Annotated in this window: 16 protein-coding genes and 1 tRNA gene; 9 read left to right on the top strand and 8 right to left on the bottom strand. The window is 68.0% G+C overall.

What is annotated here, in order from left to right; all coding sequences use genetic code 11:
* Positions 1–99: 99 nt before the first annotated feature.
* The 3 genes from NDI86_RS12975 to NDI86_RS12965 all read left to right on the top strand — a co-directional run bounded on the left by NDI86_RS12975 (position 100) and on the right by NDI86_RS12965 (position 4345).
* Positions 100–1926, top strand: a complete 1827-nt coding sequence (locus NDI86_RS12975; protein WP_310900862.1) for a coiled-coil domain-containing protein — start codon at positions 100–102, stop codon at positions 1924–1926.
* A 54-nt stretch (positions 1927–1980) separates the two neighbouring features.
* Positions 1981–2115 carry a hypothetical protein gene (locus NDI86_RS12970; protein ID WP_310900861.1) on the top strand — a complete coding sequence of 45 codons (135 nt, stop codon included), beginning with the start codon at positions 1981–1983 and terminating at the stop codon, positions 2113–2115.
* A 112-nt stretch (positions 2116–2227) separates the two neighbouring features.
* Positions 2228–4345, top strand: a complete 2118-nt coding sequence (locus NDI86_RS12965) for a GH32 C-terminal domain-containing protein (RefSeq protein ID WP_310900860.1) — start codon at positions 2228–2230, stop codon at positions 4343–4345.
* A 17-nt stretch (positions 4346–4362) separates the two neighbouring features.
* Here the strand turns inward: NDI86_RS12965 and NDI86_RS12960 are convergent, their stop codons facing one another.
* The 3 genes from NDI86_RS12960 to NDI86_RS12950 all read right to left on the bottom strand — a co-directional run bounded on the left by NDI86_RS12960 (position 4363) and on the right by NDI86_RS12950 (position 7012).
* Positions 4363–5268 (bottom strand): hypothetical protein, encoded by a 906-nt coding sequence (locus NDI86_RS12960; protein WP_310900859.1) that lies wholly within the window; start codon positions 5266–5268, stop codon positions 4363–4365.
* Between the two features lie 108 nt (positions 5269–5376).
* The gene (locus NDI86_RS12955; RefSeq protein WP_310900858.1) at positions 5377–6687 is read right to left on the bottom strand and encodes a glycoside hydrolase family 68 protein; all 1311 of its coding nucleotides are present in this window, start codon (positions 6685–6687) and stop codon (positions 5377–5379) included.
* A gap of 91 nt (positions 6688–6778) precedes the next feature.
* The gene (locus tag NDI86_RS12950) at positions 6779–7012 is read right to left on the bottom strand and encodes a DUF7996 family protein (protein ID WP_310900857.1); all 234 of its coding nucleotides are present in this window, start codon (positions 7010–7012) and stop codon (positions 6779–6781) included.
* A 183-nt stretch (positions 7013–7195) separates the two neighbouring features.
* Between NDI86_RS12950 and NDI86_RS12945 the strand changes: the two genes are divergently transcribed.
* From NDI86_RS12945 to NDI86_RS12925, 5 genes are all read left to right on the top strand, one after another.
* A complete protein-coding gene (locus NDI86_RS12945) occupies positions 7196–8242 on the top strand; it encodes a phytoene/squalene synthase family protein (RefSeq protein ID WP_310900856.1) in 1047 nt (348 codons plus the stop codon).
* Between the two features lie 80 nt (positions 8243–8322).
* The gene (locus NDI86_RS12940) at positions 8323–8697 is read left to right on the top strand and encodes a hypothetical protein (protein ID WP_310900855.1); all 375 of its coding nucleotides are present in this window, start codon (positions 8323–8325) and stop codon (positions 8695–8697) included.
* Positions 8698–8746: 49 nt separating this feature from the next.
* The gene (locus NDI86_RS12935; RefSeq protein WP_310900854.1) at positions 8747–9097 is read left to right on the top strand and encodes a TRAM domain-containing protein; all 351 of its coding nucleotides are present in this window, start codon (positions 8747–8749) and stop codon (positions 9095–9097) included.
* 114 nt (positions 9098–9211) lie between these two features.
* Entirely contained in the window at positions 9212–10888 is a 1677-nt protein-coding gene (locus NDI86_RS12930; protein ID WP_310900853.1) for a histidine kinase N-terminal 7TM domain-containing protein, read from the top strand.
* 234 nt (positions 10889–11122) lie between these two features.
* Entirely contained in the window at positions 11123–12790 is a 1668-nt protein-coding gene (locus NDI86_RS12925; RefSeq protein ID WP_310900852.1) for an MFS transporter, read from the top strand.
* Between the two features lie 179 nt (positions 12791–12969).
* On the opposite strand, the gene NDI86_RS12920 is transcribed toward NDI86_RS12925, so the two are convergent.
* Positions 12970–13044: transfer RNA gene (locus NDI86_RS12920), tRNA-Val, on the bottom strand.
* A gap of 46 nt (positions 13045–13090) precedes the next feature.
* Positions 13091–13360, bottom strand: a complete 270-nt coding sequence (locus NDI86_RS12915; protein WP_310900851.1) for a DUF7553 family protein — start codon at positions 13358–13360, stop codon at positions 13091–13093.
* Positions 13361–13649: 289 nt separating this feature from the next.
* On the opposite strand from NDI86_RS12915, the gene NDI86_RS12910 reads away from it, so the two are divergent.
* Positions 13650–14603, top strand: a complete 954-nt coding sequence (locus NDI86_RS12910) for an MBL fold metallo-hydrolase (protein WP_310900850.1) — start codon at positions 13650–13652, stop codon at positions 14601–14603.
* Here NDI86_RS12910 and NDI86_RS12905 read toward each other — a convergent pair.
* The 3 genes from NDI86_RS12905 to nuoL are packed head-to-tail and all read right to left on the bottom strand — an operon-like array spanning position 14595 to position 19790.
* Positions 14595–16154 carry an NADH-quinone oxidoreductase subunit N gene (locus NDI86_RS12905; RefSeq protein ID WP_310900849.1) on the bottom strand — a complete coding sequence of 520 codons (1560 nt, stop codon included), beginning with the start codon at positions 16152–16154 and terminating at the stop codon, positions 14595–14597. The two genes, NDI86_RS12910 and NDI86_RS12905, sit on opposite strands and share 9 nt — an antisense overlap.
* Positions 16155–17684, bottom strand: coding sequence for a complex I subunit 4 family protein (locus NDI86_RS12900; protein WP_310900848.1), 1530 nt, complete (start codon positions 17682–17684; stop codon positions 16155–16157).
* Positions 17685–19790 (bottom strand): NADH-quinone oxidoreductase subunit L, encoded by a 2106-nt coding sequence (gene nuoL, locus NDI86_RS12895; RefSeq protein ID WP_310900847.1) that lies wholly within the window; start codon positions 19788–19790, stop codon positions 17685–17687. It lies immediately after the preceding gene.
* Between the last annotated feature and the right edge of the window lies 1 nt (position 19791).

The raw sequence follows: 19791 nt of genomic DNA, 5'->3' as shown, positions 1-19791 counted from the left end.
CATCTTACTCGATATTAACTCCCTCATCCGTACAATTAACGACTGGTTCTCAGAACGGATAGGTGAGAACCTTAGTATCTGGTGGTGTAACCGCAACCAATGGGTCGGATTATCAATTTAAATAGCTGGGATGGCGAGGAGCTGCCGGGCGTGCTCAGCCGGACCGGAGGGGGTGGGTTCCTCTCCACGGGCTATCTCGCGGACGACCCTGCGATAGCGCTGGTCGAGGACGACGAGACGATGCAGTACGTGCTCACGAACCGGAAACGCGGGGTCACGGTCGAATCGGCGGACGAGACATCACAGGTCAGACCGGACAGCAACCACCGGACCGTGGTGGTCGTCACCGACCGCCGACTGCTCGTGCTCGTGGGTCGGGACGACGGCGACGAGCAGCACAGTATCGACCTGTCGGAAGTCACCGGCGCGGCGTCGACCGCCGGTCGCCGGAACGGCCAACTCAGCGTCGACCGGGACGACGGTACGACGTGGGAGATTCCGACCGGCACCGACGGACTGGACGCCGTCGTCGCGTACCTCCGCGAGGCGGCGGCGGCCTGGCGCGAGGTCGAAGCGTCGCTGGCGACGGTGGAGCGGCGCCTCTCCGACGCGACCCGGCGGGAAGACGACGGCGAGTACGACCGGGCGCTCTCGGCGGCGCGGGAGACCCACGAGGACATCGAGGCCGCCAGGTCGAGAGCGGTGGGGTTCAGCAGGGACCACCCCGGAAACGCCTTGCACGAGCGCACTCAGGCCGTGGTGGCGCGTCGGGTCGCGACGCTCGGGGCCATCCGCGTCGCGCGGGCCCGGGAGGCGACGGCCACGGGGGACCGGCTGTTCCGGGCCGGCAACTACGAGGGCGCGCGCGAAGCGTTCGAGCGGGCCCGCGAGGAGTACGACGCGGCGCTGACCGAGAGCGAACGCCGGCTCGACGACCCCGGGGCGATACGGGCGGAGCACGACCGCGTGGACCGACTGGTCGCGGACATCGACGAGTCGCCGCTTCCGGCCGCCATCACGGCCGACAGGGCCGCCGTGGCGACGGACGACCCCGCGGAGGCGGCCGCCCACTGGGAGTCGGCGCTGTCGGGGTATCGACTCGCGCTCGAGGCGGCGGAGGGGGACGGCGACAGCCTCTACCGCGGCGACCCCGGCCAGCTCGGGGACCGTATCACCACCGTCGCCGAGAGTCTCGCTGCGGCCCAGCGGACCGTCGGCGAGGAGGCCAGGCGCGCGGGGGACTGGTACGCCGACGCACAGCAGTACGAGGCGGCCCTAGAGGAGTTCGCGACGGCCGCCGAAGCCTTCGACGCGGCGCTGGCGACGGCCAGAGAGAGCTACCCGGACGCGGTCCCACATCTGGAGGCCGACGTCGACGCCCTCCAGCGGCGCATCGACCGTGCGCGCGCGTCTCGCGACGGCGAGGACCCCGGCGCGGACCGCATCGAGTCCGACGACGAACCGACATACGAGGTCTCGGCGACGCTCGGCGAGGTCGAGGGACCGACGGCGATAGCCGACGCCATCGAGCCGCGGACGGACGACAGCGGGCCGGAATCGACCGTCGAGCGCCTCGAACGACTCGACGCGGCGGGGGTGGCCGATGTCGTCGCCGACGCGCTGACCGCGACCGGGTGGGAGACACAGGCCGCCAGCCCCCGGACACCCTTCGAGTTGCTCGCCACGCGCGGGGACGACCGCATGGGCGTCGTCGTCAGGAACGGGGACGCGGCCGACGCGGTGACGGAGTGTGCAGCGGTGACCGGTGCCGCCGGCACCGACACCGTGTTGCTCGCGACCAACGCGGCGGCCACGGCGGACCTGGAACGGCGGGCGTCCGAGCGGGACGTCCGGCTCATCGACAGCGCGTCGCTGGCCGCCGTGGTGGAGTCACAGCGGCTGACGCTGCCGGCGCCGGTGCGCTGAGCTAGCACCTCTCGGCGAAGCTTTATTTCCATCGAAGGAGTATAATTATCTATAATGAACTGTTCCGTCTGCGGCACTCGAATGACGTACAACGACGAGACCACGAAACTCACCGAGTTCGTCTGCCCGCGCTGTCACGAGACGGTCATCGACTGGAAGGCCGAAGCCCGGGCCGTCCGCCTGGCCTGACCGCCGAGCGAACAATCACGGTCGATTCGGCCGGGACTGCGAACACAATCGAACAGAAACGAGCCCGAACAGTTGGCGAGCGTTTTTATATTTGCAGGGTCGAGTGTGGGCAATGGGAGCCCCGCTCCATGTCGGCTGTCTCGTCGACGACGGCGCCGACCCCGAGCAGTCGAGAGCCTACGACTGGTGTGAGTCGCGGTACGACGCGGTCAGTCGCTGTCGGCCGGAGGATTTCGACCCGGCCGAGTTCGACGTACTCTGGTGGCACCGCGTCGACCCGGTCGACCCCGCGACGCTGACCGACGGGAGCCCGCTCGCCGCGTTCGTCCGGGACGGCGGCTCGCTCCTGCTGACACTTAGCGCGGTGACGGCTGTCGAACCGCTCGGCTTCGACGGCGTCGCGCCGGACGCCGTCGGCTGGGAGGAAGTCGCCGAACCGACCGGGCCGCTGTGGAAGCCGCTGTACGCCGACCACCCGATGGCGGCCGGGTTCGACACCCTGCGCGTCCACACGCGCGGGGCCGGGGTGACGGCGCCGTACGCGCGCTACGAGACGGTCGCCCCGACGGACGGCGACGTGCTGGCGAGTACGGCCCGCGGCGACCACGACGCCGTGGCCGAGCGGTCGACGGTGTGCTGGCAACCCGGCGAGGGCCGCGTCGTCGGCATCGGCGCCGCGCTCTCCTTCCGGCAACCAACCCACGACGTCTGTCGGGGTAACCGGGCAACCCTCGTCGCGAACGCGCTCTCGTATCTCGTGGCCGACGAGCCGTCCCCGCTGACCGGCCGCCCGAAAGACGCCGAGACGCTGTCGGCCATGCGCGACCGCCTCGCCGGGGACCCACACCGGCCGGGCTACCACGTCTCGCCGCCCGCGAACTGGCTCAACGACCCCAACGGGCTCGTCCACTGGAACGGCCGATACCACGTCTTCTACCAGTACAACCCCACCGGCCCGTTCCACGGGACGATTCACTGGGGCCACGCGGTGAGCGACGACCTGGTCCACTGGGAGGACCGCCCCGTCGCCCTCGCGCCGTCGCCGGACGGCCCGGACCGCGACGGCTGCTGGTCGGGCTGTACGGTCGACGACGACGGCGTCGCGACCATCCTCTACACCGGCGGGAGCGGCACCGAACAGCTCCCCTGCCTCGCGACGGCGGCCGACGAGTCGCTCACATCGTGGGAGAAAGACCCCGGCAACCCCGTCATCGAGGAACTGCCCTCGGAGCCCGAAGTACTGAAGACCGAGGACTGGGACGGGGAGTTCCGGGACCACTGCGTCTGGCGCGAGGACGGCGTCTGGCACCAGCTAATCGGCGCCGGGATGGAAGACGGCGGCGGCGCCGCGCTGCTGTACGTCTCGACGGACCTCCGCGAGTGGGAGTACCGGGGGCCGGTCCTCACCGGCGACCGCGACACGGCGGGAACCGTCTGGGAGTGTCCCGAACTACTCGATTTCGGCGAGAAGCAGCTCCTGCACGTCTCGAACTACGAGGACGTGGTCTACTTCCTGGGCGAGTACGCCGACGGCGAGTTCAGCATCGAGCGACGCGACAAGCTCGACCACGGCGACTTCTACGCGCCCCAGTCCATGTGGACCGACGACGGCCGGACCCTGACCTGGGGGTGGACCCTCGAAGCGCGGGACGTGAGCGCCCAGTGGGACGCCGGCTGGTCCGGGTCGCTGTCGGTGCCACGCGAGCTATCGCTGGCCGAGGACGGCGGGCTCCGACAGCGCCCGGCGAGGGAACTCGCCGAACTCCGGGGCGACGGCTACCACCGCGACGAACTCGAACTGGGCGCCGGCGACAGCCACGAACTCGACCGCCGGAGCCGACAGTTCGAACTCCGGGCGACGATACGGCTGGAGGACGCCGACGCCGTCGAACTCGGCGTGCTGGAGGCGCCCGACGGGACGGAGCGGACGCCGATACGGTACACGGCGACCAACGACGTGGTGGTCGACCGGACGACGGCGAGTACGGCGCCGCTCGCGACGACCGACAGCCAGCGGATGACGGTGCGGCCCTACGACGCCCCGCTGTCGTTGCACGTCTTCGTCGACGGGAGCGTTATCGAGGTGTTCGCGAACGAGCGCCAGTGTCTCACCAGCCGCGTCTACCCCGAGAACCCGGACGCGACCGGTATCTCGCTGTCGGCCGTCGGCGGACGAGCGACGGTGACCGACCTCGACTGCTGGGAGCTAGGGGACGCCTGGCGCTCGTAGCGCCGTACGCACGGGTCTCACAGCGTCGTACTCGTCCCGCTGTAACCACAGTCGTCGCAGGCGGCCGTCTCGCGCTCGCCCAGCCGATAGACGGCGACGTGGCCGCCACAGCGGGGGCAGTTCTCACCCGCCGAGGGCTGGCGCGCCTCGCTCAGGACGCGGTCGAACGCCGGCGTGGTGTCGCTGCTGGCGACGACCTGCGCGTGGACCGCCGAGACCGACTCGTCGACCGCGGCGCCCCAGATGAGCACCGCGTCGTCCGGAATCGCGGCCTGAATCCCGTCGACGGCCTCGACGGCGGCAGAAAGCGTGAGGTCGTCGTCCCCGACCAGGTTGACCAGAATCGAGCCGAGGTCGTCGACGTCCGTGTAGGGCGCGTCCAGCGCCGCCTCGACCGCCGCGACCGCGTCGACCGCCACGTCGCCGGTGTCCCGCGCGGTGCCGGTGGTGATGGCCGCCGCCGCGCCGCTGTCCAGCACCGTCCGCACGTCCGCCGGGTCCAGATTGATGACGCCCGGCCGGGCGACCAGTTCGTGGAGCGTGGTGACGACCGACCGGATACCCTCGCGGTGATAGCCCGGCGGGATGACCACGGTGGCGTCGACGGCCGAGCGACAGCGCGCGATCTCCCGCGCCGTCGTGGGGTCCAGTTCGTCCGCTGTCGCTGGCGCCGCCACGACCGCGATACTCACGCTCTCCCGGTCGGCCAGTCTGTCGAGCCACTCGGCCGGCGGGACGGTCCCGTTCGCGAAGTCGGTGGCGAAGACGGTGATAGAGGAGCGGTCCTCCGACGGGCTCGGCGGCTCCGACAGGGCCGTGATACCGGGCACCATCCCGAGCGTCTCCCCGACCGAGGCGACGCCGGCGTGGCCGATGACCACCGACTGGTGGTGCTCCAGAACGGGGACGGGTTCTCCTCGCATAGACAGGCTGTACGGGCCGTATGACCCATGCCAACTAAAGTTGAACGGGCGGCTGACGGGCGGTTGTCAGGTCGGCGGCGAGGGAGCGAATCCGAGTCCGCCCTCGGCTCAGCGGCCGTAGCCGCCGCGTTCGCCGTCGGCCTGGGCCCGAGCGAGCAGTTCGCGCTCGGTCGGCGGGAGTGACTCGCCCGCCATGGGAATCTCCCAGTGGCCGAGTTTGCCGATGATTTCGGTCCCGGCACCCGAGACGGTCAGCCGGAGCGTCGGAGCGAGCGTCCCGCCGAAGCGTCGCATCTGCTCGCTCTCGGGGAGGTGCGCGATTTCGTCGAGCGTGTCGCCGGCGAAATCGAAGTAGTTGAAGAAGTTCTGTACCAGCACCTCCCCGTCGTGGGGGAACGCCATCCACGAGTAGGCCTGGAACGGCGCGTTGGCGGGGTTGGTCGCGACCAGTCCGGAGCCGTTGAGCGGGACGTAGTCGCCCCGCAGCTCCTCGGCGACGAAGCCGTACAGCGCGTCGTAGCCGGACAGTCCCGGGCCGAAGGTGTGGAGGTGGCTGGAGACGAACAGGTAGTACAGGCCGTCCTGAGAGACGATGTGTGGCCGTTCCAGTTCCTGATTGACGCCGACCGCGTCGAGTAGCGGCTCTTCGAGCTGCCAGTCGAGCGGGTCGCCGGTCGGCGAGCGGGCGATGCCGACGCTGCCGTTGAACTCCTGCTGGCTCGCGTCCCCGCCACAGGCGTCGCTCCCCTCTGGAACCGGCGAGTTCGCCTCGAACAGCAGCCACGTCTCGCCCGTCTCGGGGTCCTCGAAGAACCACGGGTCGCGGAACGTGTAAATCATCGCCCGCGACTGGGCCTCCCGTTCGTAGCGCTCGCCGTCGGGCGAGAGCAGTTCGTGGTGAGTCCAGGGCCCGCGGAGGTCGAAGCCGTCGTCGGTGTCGACGGTCCCGCCGCTGGCGCCGACGATTCGCTGCGTATAGGTCAACTCCTCGGCGCCGTCCGTCCCCGCCGCCGTGTAGAACAGATAGACGTCGCCGTCGTCGTACAGCGCCGATCCGGCCCACTGGCGCTGTCCCAGCGCGTCGGCAAAGACCGCGCCGCCGTCGTGCCACTCGCGCCCGTCCGCCGAGTAGAACACGCGGATAGCGGCCACGTCGTGGCGCTTCCCCGGCAGGAGGTCCGACGGCGCGGTCAGCGAGAAGCAGACCCGGTAGCCGTCTACCTCGGCGAGCGTGCCGTCCCGCTCGCGGAGGAACCACGTGTCCCAGATGTGGAGATGGGGCATCTGGTCCGTCTCGGGCTGGTAGAACACCGGTGCGGTCGTCGCCGCCGTCCGTTCGATGCCGGCGGCCTGCTCGCGCGTCCAGCCGGCGCGAGCGCGGAAACCGGGGGCGCCGTCGCCGGGCGACTGGTCGTTCATAGCCCTGTGGATGGGGACGACCGGCTTAAAAGTTCGCAGAAGGTACAACGGGTGTTGTATTCTAATCGACCGCTTCGCCGGCGACGGCTCGCTACTCCTCGGCCGACTCGTCCTCCTCGTAGCCGACGCCCTCCGGTCCCGTGATGTCGAGCGGGCGAATCCACTCGTACCAGATGAAGACGACGCCGAGCCCGTAGCCCATCGCCCAGACGGCGCTGCCGACCCACGGATACCCCATCTGACTCAGGAAGCCGTTGGCGAGGCCGGGGACGATGACCACCGCGGCGATGGTCACCCCCAGAACGACGATGTCGTTGCGGTTCATCGACCGTCCCCCGCCTCGTGCCCGGTGCGCATAGGCGAGTGTAGGGGACTGCGGGATTTAGGGGTGGCGTTTCGGCCACACGGTGGGCCCGGGGACGGGCGCCCCGCCATCGCCACAGCGGCTCACGGTGACTCCGTAGCCAACCCATTTTTATCACAGTATGCCTTACCCCGGATGACGGGAATGTCTCAGAACCACACTGGCCGGTCGTCACAAGAAGACATTGCGTGGTGCTACGACGCCGTCCACAGGGTGTCGCGGACGTTTAGCTTGACAATTGCGGAACTCGAAGAGCCGATGGCGCGCGATATCTGTGTCGGCTATCTCCTCTGCCGCGTCGCCGACACGATCGAGGACGCCGGACACATCCCGCCAGCGGCCCAATCTGAGTTGCTACGGCTGTACAGCCGGACGCTCGACCCCGAGGCCGAGGCGTCCGTCAGGACGTTCGACGACGCCGTCGCCGAGTGGTTGCCGGCGACGCTGACCGACGATTGGGAGGTCGTCGACAACGCGGCCCGCGCCGTGGGGGTCTTCCGCTCGCTCGACAGCCACGCCCTGGAGAGCATCCGCGGCCCGGTCCGGGAACTCGTCGACGGGATGGCGATGTTCGTGGACCGCTACGCCGACGAAGGCGGCCTGCGCATCAAGACACTGGACGAACTGGAGGAGTACTGCTGGTACGCCGCCGGCACCGTCGGGGCCCTCGTGACGGCGCTTGTCTCCCACGAAGCGACGCCGGAACAGACCGAACAAATGGAGGAGAACGCCCGCGCGTTCGCCCTCCTCCTGCAACTGGTCAACGTCGCCAAGGACGCCGCCACCGACATGGAGGAGGAGAACAACGTCTATCTCCCCCTAGAGTTGCTGGACGAGCAGGGGCTGGACCACAGCGACGTCGGCGACCCGGACAACGTCGACTCGCTGGTCCCGGTCATCGAGCGCGTCACCGCCCGCGCCGAGGGCTACCTCGACGGCGCCCAGACCTGGCTCGAAGCGATGCCCGAGACGCGCGGCAACACGCTCTCGGCGTGGGCCATCCCGTTCCTGCTCGCCGTCGGCACCATCCGCGAACTCCGCGAGCGGCCCGCCGACGTCATCGAACAGGGCAACGTCAAGATAACCCGCGACGAGGTCCACGCGGTCTGCCAGCAGTTCGTCGGCGATAGCTCGCCGCCCATCGGCGACCTGCGGACCCGGATTCGACAGCAACCGCTGCACGAGTACTGACCGCCGCGCCACTCTCCGTCCTCCCGACATTCCCCTTCGCCCACCCAACGCTGAAGCCACGGCTGGCCGAAGCCTTCGGTATGGCCGACACGCTCGAACTCCCGAACGGTGACGCGGTGACGCCCGAGGACGTGTTCCTCTACAACGACTACCCGTACCGCCTGGTCTGGCTCGACGGTGGGGACCACGAGTTCGAACTCTCCCCGCTGTACTGGGGCGACAGCGGGATGGACATCCCGTTTCGCGACCGCGAGGCCCTGGTCGACCAATGGGAGCCCGAGTCGAGGGGGCTGCTCTCGGAAGACGAGTGGGCCGCGTGGCTAGAGGAGGCGAGCGCCGACCCACGATACGACCACACAGAGCTCATCGAACTGGCCGACGAACTGCCGACCGACTGGGAACCAGCCGCGCGCGACGACTCCGGCGGCGGCCTGCTCGATCGACTCGGGTTCTGACCGGGCCGACGATGCAACTTATTAGGGCCTCGCCGTCGCAGTCGGTCGTATGCAACTGCCCCTGCTCGCCGCCGGTGCCGGCCTCGTCGTCGTGGTACTGGTGGTTCTCGTCGGCGTTCGGCGGCGTGGCTCGACGGCCAGCGCGTCGAAACGCGCCCACGACGCCGCACAGGAACGCGAGCCACCCGTCGACATCGGCGGCACCTACGAGTTCGGCATCACGGAGTTCACCGACCACCACTCGGGGGACCGCGTCGCCGTCGGCAAGGTCGAGGGGTTCGTCATCTTCACCGACGGCGTCCCGAAGTCGTGCTCGGTCGGCGACCCCATCCGCGCGACGGTCACCTCGTTCAACCGCGGCCACACGTCCGCCGACGCGACGTACGAGGGGCGGGCCTGAGCGGGGACAGGGCGACCGAGCCGGCGTATCGAGACCCGCGGCCCGATTCACATCGCTGATACTGCCACCGCCAGTGGTTAGTAGGGGTATCGCGGAGATACGGTCGACCGAGCCATGGGCTGGCAGTCATCCCCGTATCTCCTGGCGCTGTTCTTCGCGGCCGTCCTCGCAGTCACCTGTGGTGTCTACACCGGCCACACGACGAGACAGCGCCGAAAGGACTACCACACGGCTTTCATCGTCCTCTGTGCCGGCGCAGCCGTCTGGTCTGGGGCCTACGCCGTCCAGGTTGCGAGTACCGACCTCGCGACGAAGCGGCTGACCTACACCGTCCTCCACGTCGGCGTCGCGATGGTGCCGACCGGCTGGCTGACCTTTGCGCTGTGTTATACCGGGCGTTCGCGGTGGGTCACGCCCCGGGCGGTCGCCACGCTGGCCGCGGTTCCCGTCGCACTGGTGCTCGCGCTGCCGACGAACCCCGGCGGCGTTGCGCTGGCCGGCGTCGAACTCGAAGTGCGGGACGGCCTCGTGCTCCTCGCGACCGAGAGCGGCCCGCTGTATCAGTTGTATCTGGCCTACACGTTCGTCGTCGTCCCGCTCGGTGCGGCGCTGCTTGTCGTCGACGCGCTGGGCTCGACGCGAAACGTCAGGTTGCAGTCGGCGCTGGTGACCGTCGGCGCGCTCGTCCCGCTCGCGGTCAACGTCCTGCATCTGCTCGAAATCCCGCCCGTCGGGACGGCCCCGGTGAATCTGACGCCGGTCTCGGTGGCCGTCGCGGGCGTGTTCGTCACCGTGGCGATATTCAGACACCAGTTGCTGGAGATAGACCCGGTCGCCAGAAACGCCGTCTTCAACCACGTCAGGGAGGGCGTCGTCGTCCTCGACGACCGGGACCGAATCGTCGACGGCAACCCCGCTGCCAAACGCCTGTTTGGTACCGACCTGTCCCTCGGCACGCCCGTCCGGACGGTGCTGCCGGCCTACGACCACCTGGCCGGCGGGGCGGGGTCGGTCAGGACCGTGCTCGGCCCGAGCGGCGACCGGGTCGTGGAACTCAGTCGCTCGTCGCTCGACCCCGGCCGGGACAGCGGTGGCTGGATTCTGCTGCTGTACGACGTCACCGAGCGACAGCGACAGCGCGAGCGGCTCGAACGCCAGAACGAGCGCCTCGACAGCTTCACGAAGATTGTCTCGCACGACCTCCGGAACCCGCTGTCGGTCATCGCCGGGAACGCGGCGCTGGCTCACGAGACCGGCGCAGAGAGCCACTTCGAGACCATCGACCGCACGGTCGACCGGATGGACAGCTTCCTCGACGAGTTGCTGACACTCTCACGGGCCGGCGAGACGGTCGGTGACGCCGAGCCGGTCTCGGTCGGGGCGGTCGTCGAGGACGTCCGACTGGACTCGGCGCTGCCGGGGCTGTCGGTCGTCGTCGACGGCGACTGCGTCGTCACCGCCGACCGCCGACGGCTCACACAGCTTTTCGACAACCTGTTTCGCAACGCCGTCAGACACGGTCTGGACGGGACGGAAGGAGCGGTTACCGTCACCGTCGGCCGGCTCCCCGACGGGTTCTACGTCGCAGACGACGGCGTCGGAATTCCGGCCGAGACGCGCGAGACCCTCTTCGAGTACGGAACGACGACACACCGCGACGGGTCTGGCTTCGGACTCGGCATCGTCCACGACATCGTCACGGCCCACGGCTGGTCGATTTCGGTGACGGAGGGCGAGGGCGGCGGTGCCCGATTCGAGATCACCGGTGTCGAGGTGGCGTCTGCGTCGTAATCGGTGACCGACCCGCACAATCGCCGTTCTCCCCGGTGACGGAGCGCCGTACTGTCCCTACCGGCCCCCGCGTGGCGATAGGGTGACAATTACTTCAGGCGAGCGCGCCGTTCCAGCGGCCGGTCGCCGCCGACGGACTGACGGTGTCCCGACCCGACCCCCAGCGGGGTATCTTCGACTTTCGACACCCAACTATCTCGGTGCTATTTGAGCGACAGCACTGTTAGTCGAGTGATGACCTCGGGCGGGTCTGCCTCCGACGGGGACACGCGTCTCGCGACGGATTCGGCGTCGGTGGTCCGGTACTGGGCCCCGGCAATCGCCGTGAGTCTGACGACGTTCATCGTGGTCGTCAACGCGTCGCTGATGAACGTGGCGATACCGACGATAGTCCAGGACTTCGACACCACCGTCACCGCGATTCAGGGGGCGGTCGCGCTCTACTCGCTGGTGATAGCCGCGCTGATTCTCCCGGCCGGGACGCTGCCGTCCCGGCGCAGTAACCGACGCGTGATGGCGGCTGCACTGCTCGTCTACGCCGCCGGGACGGTGGTGGCGGCGGTCAGCTGGAACACAGCCGTGCTCTATCTCGGCTGGGGAGTCATCGAGGGCGCCGCGGCCGCCGTGATATTCCCCCTGACCTACACCGAGTTGACTGTCAGCTACGAGGGGGACGACCGCGCGAAGGCTTTCGGGCTGCTGGCCGGTGTGAACGGTGTCGGGTCGACGCTCGGCCCGATTATCGGCGGCGCCCTGACCACGTACGCGAGCTGGCGGTGGGGGTTTGTCATCCAGCTCGCCGGTGTCGCGGTCATCCTCTACCTCGTCCGGTACGTGAGTCCGGACCCGCTGTCGGAGACGGCCAGTTCGCTGGATATCGGCGGGACCGTGCTGTCCGTCGTCGGCGCGACCTCGCTCGTCGTCGGCTTCCTGCTGACCGGGAAGTACGGATGGCTGGTCGAGCGGCGGCCGTTCGTCGTCGGCGGACTGCAGTTCAACCCGTTCGGGACCTCGCCCGCTATCTGGTTTCTCGGGGGCGGGTTCCTCGCGTTCGCGATGTTCGTCCAGTACGAACGGCGCCTGGAGCGGGCCGGGAAATCGCCGCTCGTCTCCATCGGTGTCCTGACGAACCGCCCGTTCGTTTCGGGCGTCGTCACCTACTTCGTCCGTACGACGGTCACGGCCGGGTTCATGTTCGTCGTCCCCATCTACCTGCAGGCAGTGCTCGGATACACCGCTTTCCAGACCGGGGTCGCGCTGGTCCCGTACGCTATCGCCTCGGTCCTCCTGGCGACGATATCCCCAAGCTGGCGAAAGTACCTCTCGCCGAAGTCCCTGATTCAGATAGGCATCGTCTGTATCGGCCTCGGAATGGCGCTGCTGTACGAGCAGACGGGCCCCGGGCAGACGATTGGCAGTATGACTATCCCGATGGCGATTATCGGCGCCGGCCTCGGGCTGTTCATGGGACAGATAACTAATATGACGATGTCGGCCGTCCCCACTTCGAACTCCCCCGAGGCGTCCGGCCTCCTGAACGTCTGTATCTCTATCGGATACTCCATGGGCACCGCTATCGTCGGCTCGTTCTTCCTCGGCCAGTTCTACGGGAGCGTCGTCGACGGCGTCCTCCGTGCGGAGAACGTCCGGGTCTCGGCCGCCCAGCGAAACGACCTCGTGCTCGGCCTCGAAGACGCCGCAGAGACGGCGACCGAAGCCACGCAACGACAGTTCCTGGCCCAGCTCGGCCCGGCACAGCGACGGCTCCTGGAAGATATCTTCGAGGCTGCGATGTTCGACGCACAGCGGGCGGCGCTGCTTCTCCTCCTGCTGTTCGTCTTGCTCATGCTCGTCGCATCGACGTTCCTCCCGCGGGAGATACCAGAGGGTGACTCGGACTGACAGCAGACTCGCTTCGCTCGTCCTCTGGGCCCGAACCGCCTGCCCCATCCGCTCCTCACGTTCGTTCGTCGCAGGATGGGTTGGGGCGGATTCTCACTGGAGCGAGACTCACTGCGTTCGTCTCGCAGAGTTCGAATCCGACGACCACATTTGCCACTCACGGTTTGTTCGTGGCAAAATGGGTTGGGGCGGATTCGAACCGCCGACTTCCTCCGTGTGAAGGAGGTATCATAACCGGACTAGATCACCAACCCGGCACCCGTAGCTAAACGAGGTGCTACTTTAAGAATTGCGTTCCCGCTACGCTTCGGCCGGCGGTTTCCCACGGTAGGCGTCGATTCGCTCGCGGGCCTGTCCGATGGCGGTGGCCGCCTCGCCCTCTGCTCGCCCCTGCAGTGCCTTCAGGTCGGCTTTCACCGCGTCCAGTCGGCTCGGCTCCGGCTCCGTCTCGGCGCCGGTGAGTTCCCGGAATCGCGCTTCGACCGGCTCGAGTTCCTCTCGGAGGCCCTTGCTCGCGGTTTCGCCGGCGCGCTTGAGGTAGTACCGGGCGTCTTCGAAGTGTTTGTTCATATCTGACCTTTCGCAGAGAACAGATATAGCCTTTGTGGCGTGAACTGGTATCACGTGTCAGCCGGACGGACCGGTGGTACCACGAGACACGTAGAGACAGGTCCGGGATGGCCCAGAGAGCGTCAGGCGCTCTATGGAGTCATACGGTAGCGCACCCCGGATCACCGACGTCTGTACCGCCCGAGAGGGGCACGCGACCGCCGGCGAACTCGGCGGCTCGGTTTAAACCGGACGCGCTAGCGTCACCGGTGTACGAACTGTTTTCACCGGGACGGCGTTAGGTCGGCGTATGTTCACACGGGTGTCGATTCCGACGCCGTTTCAGGTGGGTGCGGTCAACGCCTACGTCTCGGGCCGAACCGTCGTCGACCCGGGGCCGGACAGTGAAGAGGCGTGGTCCCGGCTGCTGGAAGCGCTGGACGCCCGCGAACTGGCGCCGGGGGACATCTCGCAGGTGCTCGTCACGCACCCACACCCGGACCACTTCGGACTGGCCCATCGGTTCCGGGACGCCGGCGCGCGGGTGCTGGCCAGTTCGGACGGGGCCGAAATCATGCGTGACTTCGGCGCTCGCCTCCGTTACGAGCAGTCGTACTTCACGGACTTCTTCGAGCGGTGTGGCATCTCCAGAGAGACCGCGAACGCTGTCACACAGCTCCCAGAGGCGTTTCTCCCCTACGCGCAAAGCGTCGAGACGGACCGGGAGCTAGCCCCCGGTGACACCCTCACCGTCGACGACGAGCCACTCACCGTCGACTGCGTCGCCGGTCACGCCGTCGGCGAGTGCATCTTCTCGTACGACCACGCGGGCCGACGCGAGGCCCTCGTGGGCGACACCGTTCTGGGCGACATCACGCCCAACCCCTTCCTCCAGCCACCGCCCGAAGACGGCAGCGGGGGACGGCCACGCGTCCTGCCGAGGTTCAACGAATCGCTGCGGTGGCTCCGAGAACAGGGCCACGACCGCTTCCTGACGGGCCATCGCGAGCCGGTCACGTCGCCCGCGGCTCGCATCGACGCCATCCTCGAAGAGCACGACCAGCGCAGCGACGAGGTGGCAGACATCGTCGGCGAGGGCGCGACGACGCCCGTTGACGTGATGACGGCCCTCTTTGGCGACCTCCCCGCGACGGAGTACTTCGCGGGGATGAGCGAGGCCGTCGGCCATCTGGACGTGCTGGAGGAGCGAGGTCGCGTGGAAAAACGAGCGAGCGGTGGCGTGTTCGTCTACGAGCTACAGTAGCTCGACGGCGCGGAAGGCGACCTCGGAGACGTAGCCGAAGCCGGGAATCAGGAGGACGGTGATGACCGCCGCGGCGACGATGGCGGTGTACAGTCCCGTCGGGTACGACTCGATGGTCCGGTCGCCGGTCGGCTCCTCTATCCACATCGCCTTGACGACGCGGGAGTAGTAGAACAGCGACAGGGCGCTGTTGATGACCAGCGCGGCCGCGAGCGACCACGCGCTGACGTTCAGCGTCGCCTGGAACAGGTAGAACTTCGAGAAGAACCCGCCGCCGATGGGCAGGCCGGCCAGGCTAAAGAGGAAGACGGTCATCGCCGCACAGGCGACGGGCGCCTGCTTGCCCAGGCCGTTGTAGTCCTCGAAGGTCCGTCCGACGCCCCAGTACTCCGCCAGCGCGATAAAGAGGAACGCGCCGGTGTTCATGAAGCCATACACCAAGAGGTGGGCCATCCCGGCACTCATCGAGAGGGCCATCCCGTCGCCGGAGGCGGTCAGCGCCGCCAGCCCGATGAGGACGTAGCCGGCGTGCCCGATGGAGGAGTAGGCCAGCATCCGCTTGACCTTCTCCTGGGTCGCCGCGGCGAAGTTCCCGATGAACATCGTCGCGATGGCCAGCACCTGGAAGACGACGAACCAGTCGACGGCGCCGCCGGTCTCGACCAGCGCGCCGATGGGAAAGGCCACGGCGAACGCGCGGAAGGCGATGACGAAGCCCGCCGCCTTCGAGGCCGAGGAGAGGAACGCCGAGATGGGCGCGGGCGCGCCCTCGTAGGCCTCCGGCGCCCAGAACTGGAACGGGACGGCGGCCATCTTGAACGCGAGGCCGCCGATTATCATCACGATACCGACGCCCAGAATGGACATCGGCACCGAGGCGCCACTCGATTGGGCCTGGACGCTCCCGTCGACGACGGTCTGGACGGTACCCGACTGGATGGCCGTCGCGACGGCGTCGAAGCGGAGGACGCCCGTCGCGGCGTACACCAGCGAGATACCGTAGGCAAACACCGCCGAGGAGACGGCGCCGACCAGGAAGTATTTCAGCCCGGCCTCGACGCTCCCGCGGTTCTTCTTGAGGAAGGCCACGAGGGCGTACGATGGCAGGGAGATGAGTTCGAAGGCGACGAAGGCCGTCGCCAGGCTGTTCGCAGCAGAGAGCAGGCTCATACCGGTCGCAGACAGCAGGACCAGCGCGAAGAACTCGGCCTGGTAGGCGTGTTCGCGCACGTAGTCCATGCTCGCGAGCGTCACGAGCGCGGTGACGCTCGCGACGATGGTCATGAAGAACAGCGCCATCTGGTCGACGACCAGCTGGCCGCTGAAGAGGACGGCCGCCCCGGCACCGCCCTGTCCCGTCGGGACGCCGGTGCCGTCGTAGAGCAGATACACCGCCGCCGCTAACGAGGCGAGCGAGCCGGTGATGGCGATACCGCCCAGCACGGTCGTGTTCGTCGTGTCCGGGTCGACGCTGTCGAACAGCAACAGGAGTATCGCCGCCGCGCCGAAGATGAGCGCGGGCGCGGCCGCCAGCCACGTCGGGTCGACCATCTATGCACCACCTCCGGTGAGCGGGGCAATAGCGTGTTGAATCATGTCGAGCGAGAGGTCGGGTGCGACACCCAGCGCGATGACGAGCAACAGGAGGACCGCAAGCGGCGCGACGTCGTGGAAGGCGGCCGGCGTGACCTCGTAGTCGGTCTCCAGGTTGAAGCTACCGAACAGCGTGCGCTGCATCGCCCACAGCAGGTAGCCGGCGACGACGACGATGCCGAACATCGCCAGCGACGTCAGCACCGGCGCGCTCGCGCCCAGCGTCGCCGCGTTGAACGCGCCCTGGAAGACGAAGAACTCGGCGGCGAAGCCGGCCATCAGCGGCAGGCCCATGTAGCCGAAGGCGGCGGCGACGAAGATGCCGACCGTCCACGGCATCCGGTCTGCGAGCCCGGACATGTCGCCCACCATGCGCGTGTGGGTCGTGTTGTAGATGACGCCGACGGTCATGAACATCAGCCCGGAGATGAGGCCGTGGGCGACCATCTGGAAGGTCGCACCGCCCATCCCGAGCGGGGTGAAGGCGACGAGCCCGAGGATGACGTAGCCCATCGAGGAGATGGACGAATAGGCGACGATGCGCTTGAGGTCACGCTGTGCCAGGGCGAGCAAGGCGCCGTAGATGACCGAGACGACGCCGACGATGGCCAGCGGGACCGCGAGCGCGCGGGCCGTCTCCTCTAACATCGTGAAGTTGAACCGCAGCAGGGCGTAGGTCCCCATCTTCAGGAGGACGCCGGCCAGCATCACCGACACCGGCGTCGGGGCCTCGACGTGGGCGTCGGGGAGCCACGTGTGCAGCGGGAAGACGGGCACCTTCACCGCGAAGCCGACGAACATCAGGACGAAGGAGATGGTCGCCAGGCTGTAGCCGGCGACGGTCGGCAGTCCGGTCGCGGTCCGGAACGCTTCGGCCATCGCGGGCAGTGACAGCGTGGTCACGTCCGTCGCGAACACGAGGGCAAAGAGGCCCGCGAACATCACCAGCGAGGCGACGTTCGTGTAGACGAAGAACTTGATGGCGGCGTACTTCCGCCGGGGACCGCCCCAGACGCCGATGAGGAAGTACATCGGGATGAGCACGCCCTCCCAGAAGACGAACCAGAGGAAGAAATCGAGCGCGGTGAACACGCCGATGAGGCTGACCTCCATCAGGAGCATCAGGCCGTAGAACTGGCTCTGGCGCTCGTCGATGGGCGTCCACGCCGAGACGATGGCGAGGGTCGTCAGGATGGTCGTCAGCGCCAGCAGCGGCATGCTGACGCCGTCGAGCCCGACGTAGTACTGGACGGTGTACCCGCCCAGGTCGAGCCACGGGACCTGCGTCCCGAAGGCGACGCCCTCGGGCGAGAGCAAGGCGTTCCCGGCGCCGCCGTAGTCGGTCAGGAACACGTAGTACATGTAGGTCGTCAGCGCGACCGGGATGACGCTGATACCGGCCGCGAGCTTCCCGGCGAGGCGGTCCGGCGCGAGCATGACGACAGCCGCACCGAGCAGCGTCACCAGCAGGAGCGTCTCGACCAGCATTCAGAACCACCCTCCCATGACGCCGAAGGCGACAAGTAGGAGCACGAGCCCGAGCGTCAGCAGCGTCGCGTAGTTGCTGACGACGCCGGACTGAATGCGGCGAATCCGGCGACCGCCAAGCAGGCTCACGCTGGAGACGCCGTTGACGACACCGTCGACGACGCCCTGGTCGAACTTGTCCATCGCGCGAGCGAGCGGGTACGTCAGCCCGGTCGCGAGCCACACCTGATACTCGTCCTGGTAGTAGTTGTGCATGAGTAGGGTCTTCGCACCGCCCAGCTTGTCCGTGTGTTCGACCGGCTCCGCGCCGCCGTACAGCGAGCGGGCGACGAGCAGGCCGGCCAGCGCCAGCGCGAGCGAGAGCGCCGCCGAGGCAAGCAGCGTGCCGATGGCGCCCAGCGGTTCGCCCGCCGAGACACCGCCCACGTCGTGGAGCAGTTCCTCGTAGTGGTGGAGCCCGGTGTTGAGCGCGGCCGGCCAGCCGCCCTCTTCGGGCCCGAGGAGCCACTTGTGCAGGAAGTCGATGTGGGCGCCGGTGAGCTTCGCGACCGGCGCCATGTTGATGAATCCGACCGTGGCGGCCAGCACGCCAAGCACCGACAGGGGCCCTTTGACGTTCCAGCCGACGGGAACCGGGTCGCGAGCCGTGTCGGAGCGGGGCTCGCCGTGGAAGGTCAGATACACCATGCGGAAGGTGTAGAAGCCGGTCATGAAGACCGCCAGCAGCCCGAACGTGTACGCGAGCAGGTAGACCGGGCCGAGGCCGCCCTCGCTGCCCAGCCCGTGGATGAGCGCCTCGTACAGCACCTCGTCCTTGGACCAGAAGCCCGCGAAGGGCACGATACCGGCAAGCGCCAGCGACCCCGAGAGGAACGTCCAGTAGGTCACCGGCATCCGGTCTTTCAGGCCGCCCATGTCCCACATGTTCTCGTTGTGGTGCATGGCGATGATGACCGACCCCGCGCCCAGGAACAGCAGCGCCTTGAACACGGCGTGGGTCGTCAGGTGGAAGACCGCAGCCACGTACCCGCCCGACCCCAGCGCGAGCATCATGTAGCCGTACTGGGAGATGGTGGAGTACGCGAGCACCTGTTTGAGCTCCTGTTTGACGACGCCCATCGTCGCCGCGAACAGGGCCGTGAAGCCGCCCACGAGCGCTATGACCGCCAGCGCCGTCGGGGAGATTGCGTAGAAGCCGTACATACGCGCGACCAGATAGACGCCGGCCGCGACCATCGTCGCCGCGTGGATGAGCGCCGAGACAGGCGTCGGACCTTCCATCGCGTCGGGGAGCCACGTGTGCAGCGGGAACTGCGCGGACTTCCCGATGACGCCACCCAGAACCAGGAGACCCAGCACCGTGAACCACGCCTGGGGCGCCATCCCGACGGTGTCGAGCATGGCGATGTTCTCCGTCGCGCCCTCGACGATGGCCTCCTCGGCCAGTCCGGGGAAGCTGTGGGCGACGACCTCTCCGCCCTCGCGGATGGGGGCAAAGAGGCCGGTGCCGAAGGTAGCGAGGATGCCCACGACGCCGATGAGGAAGAAGTAGTCACCGAAGCGGGTGACCAGGAACGCCTTCTTCGCGGCGCTTGGCGGCCCCTCCTCGCGGAACCAGAAGCCGATGAGGAGGTACGAACACAGCCCCACCAGCTCGAAGAAGATGAAGGCCATCAGGATGTTGTTGGCCACGACGAAGCCGAGCATACTCGCCGTGAACAGGCCCAGACCGGCGTAGTAGCGCGGCAGGCCCGTCTCGCCCTCGTCGTTCATGTAACCCAGCGAGAAGATGTGGACCAGGAATGAGATGAGCGTTACTATCAGGAGCATCAGCGCCGACAGCGGGTCGAGCAGGATACCGAAGCGCAGGGCGATGGAGTCGACGCCCGCGACCCACGTGTAGATGAACTCGTTGTAGGCCGTCGTCGACCCGACGAACCCTGCCACGTCGAGCGCGACCCAGATGGAGAGGACGAGCGAGCCACCGGTGGCCGCGATACCGGCGAGCGCGCCGCCTTTCGGCATCCGGTCGCCCAGGAACAGGGCGACGAGGAACGATACGAACGGGAGCAGGACGATTGCCGGAGCGTATGTGAATGCAGCCATC

The organism is Haloarcula onubensis (assembly GCF_031624605.1).
Lineage (GTDB): Archaea > Halobacteriota > Halobacteria > Halobacteriales > Haloarculaceae > Haloarcula > Haloarcula onubensis.
This window is presented reverse-complemented; position numbering and strand designations above follow the sequence as displayed.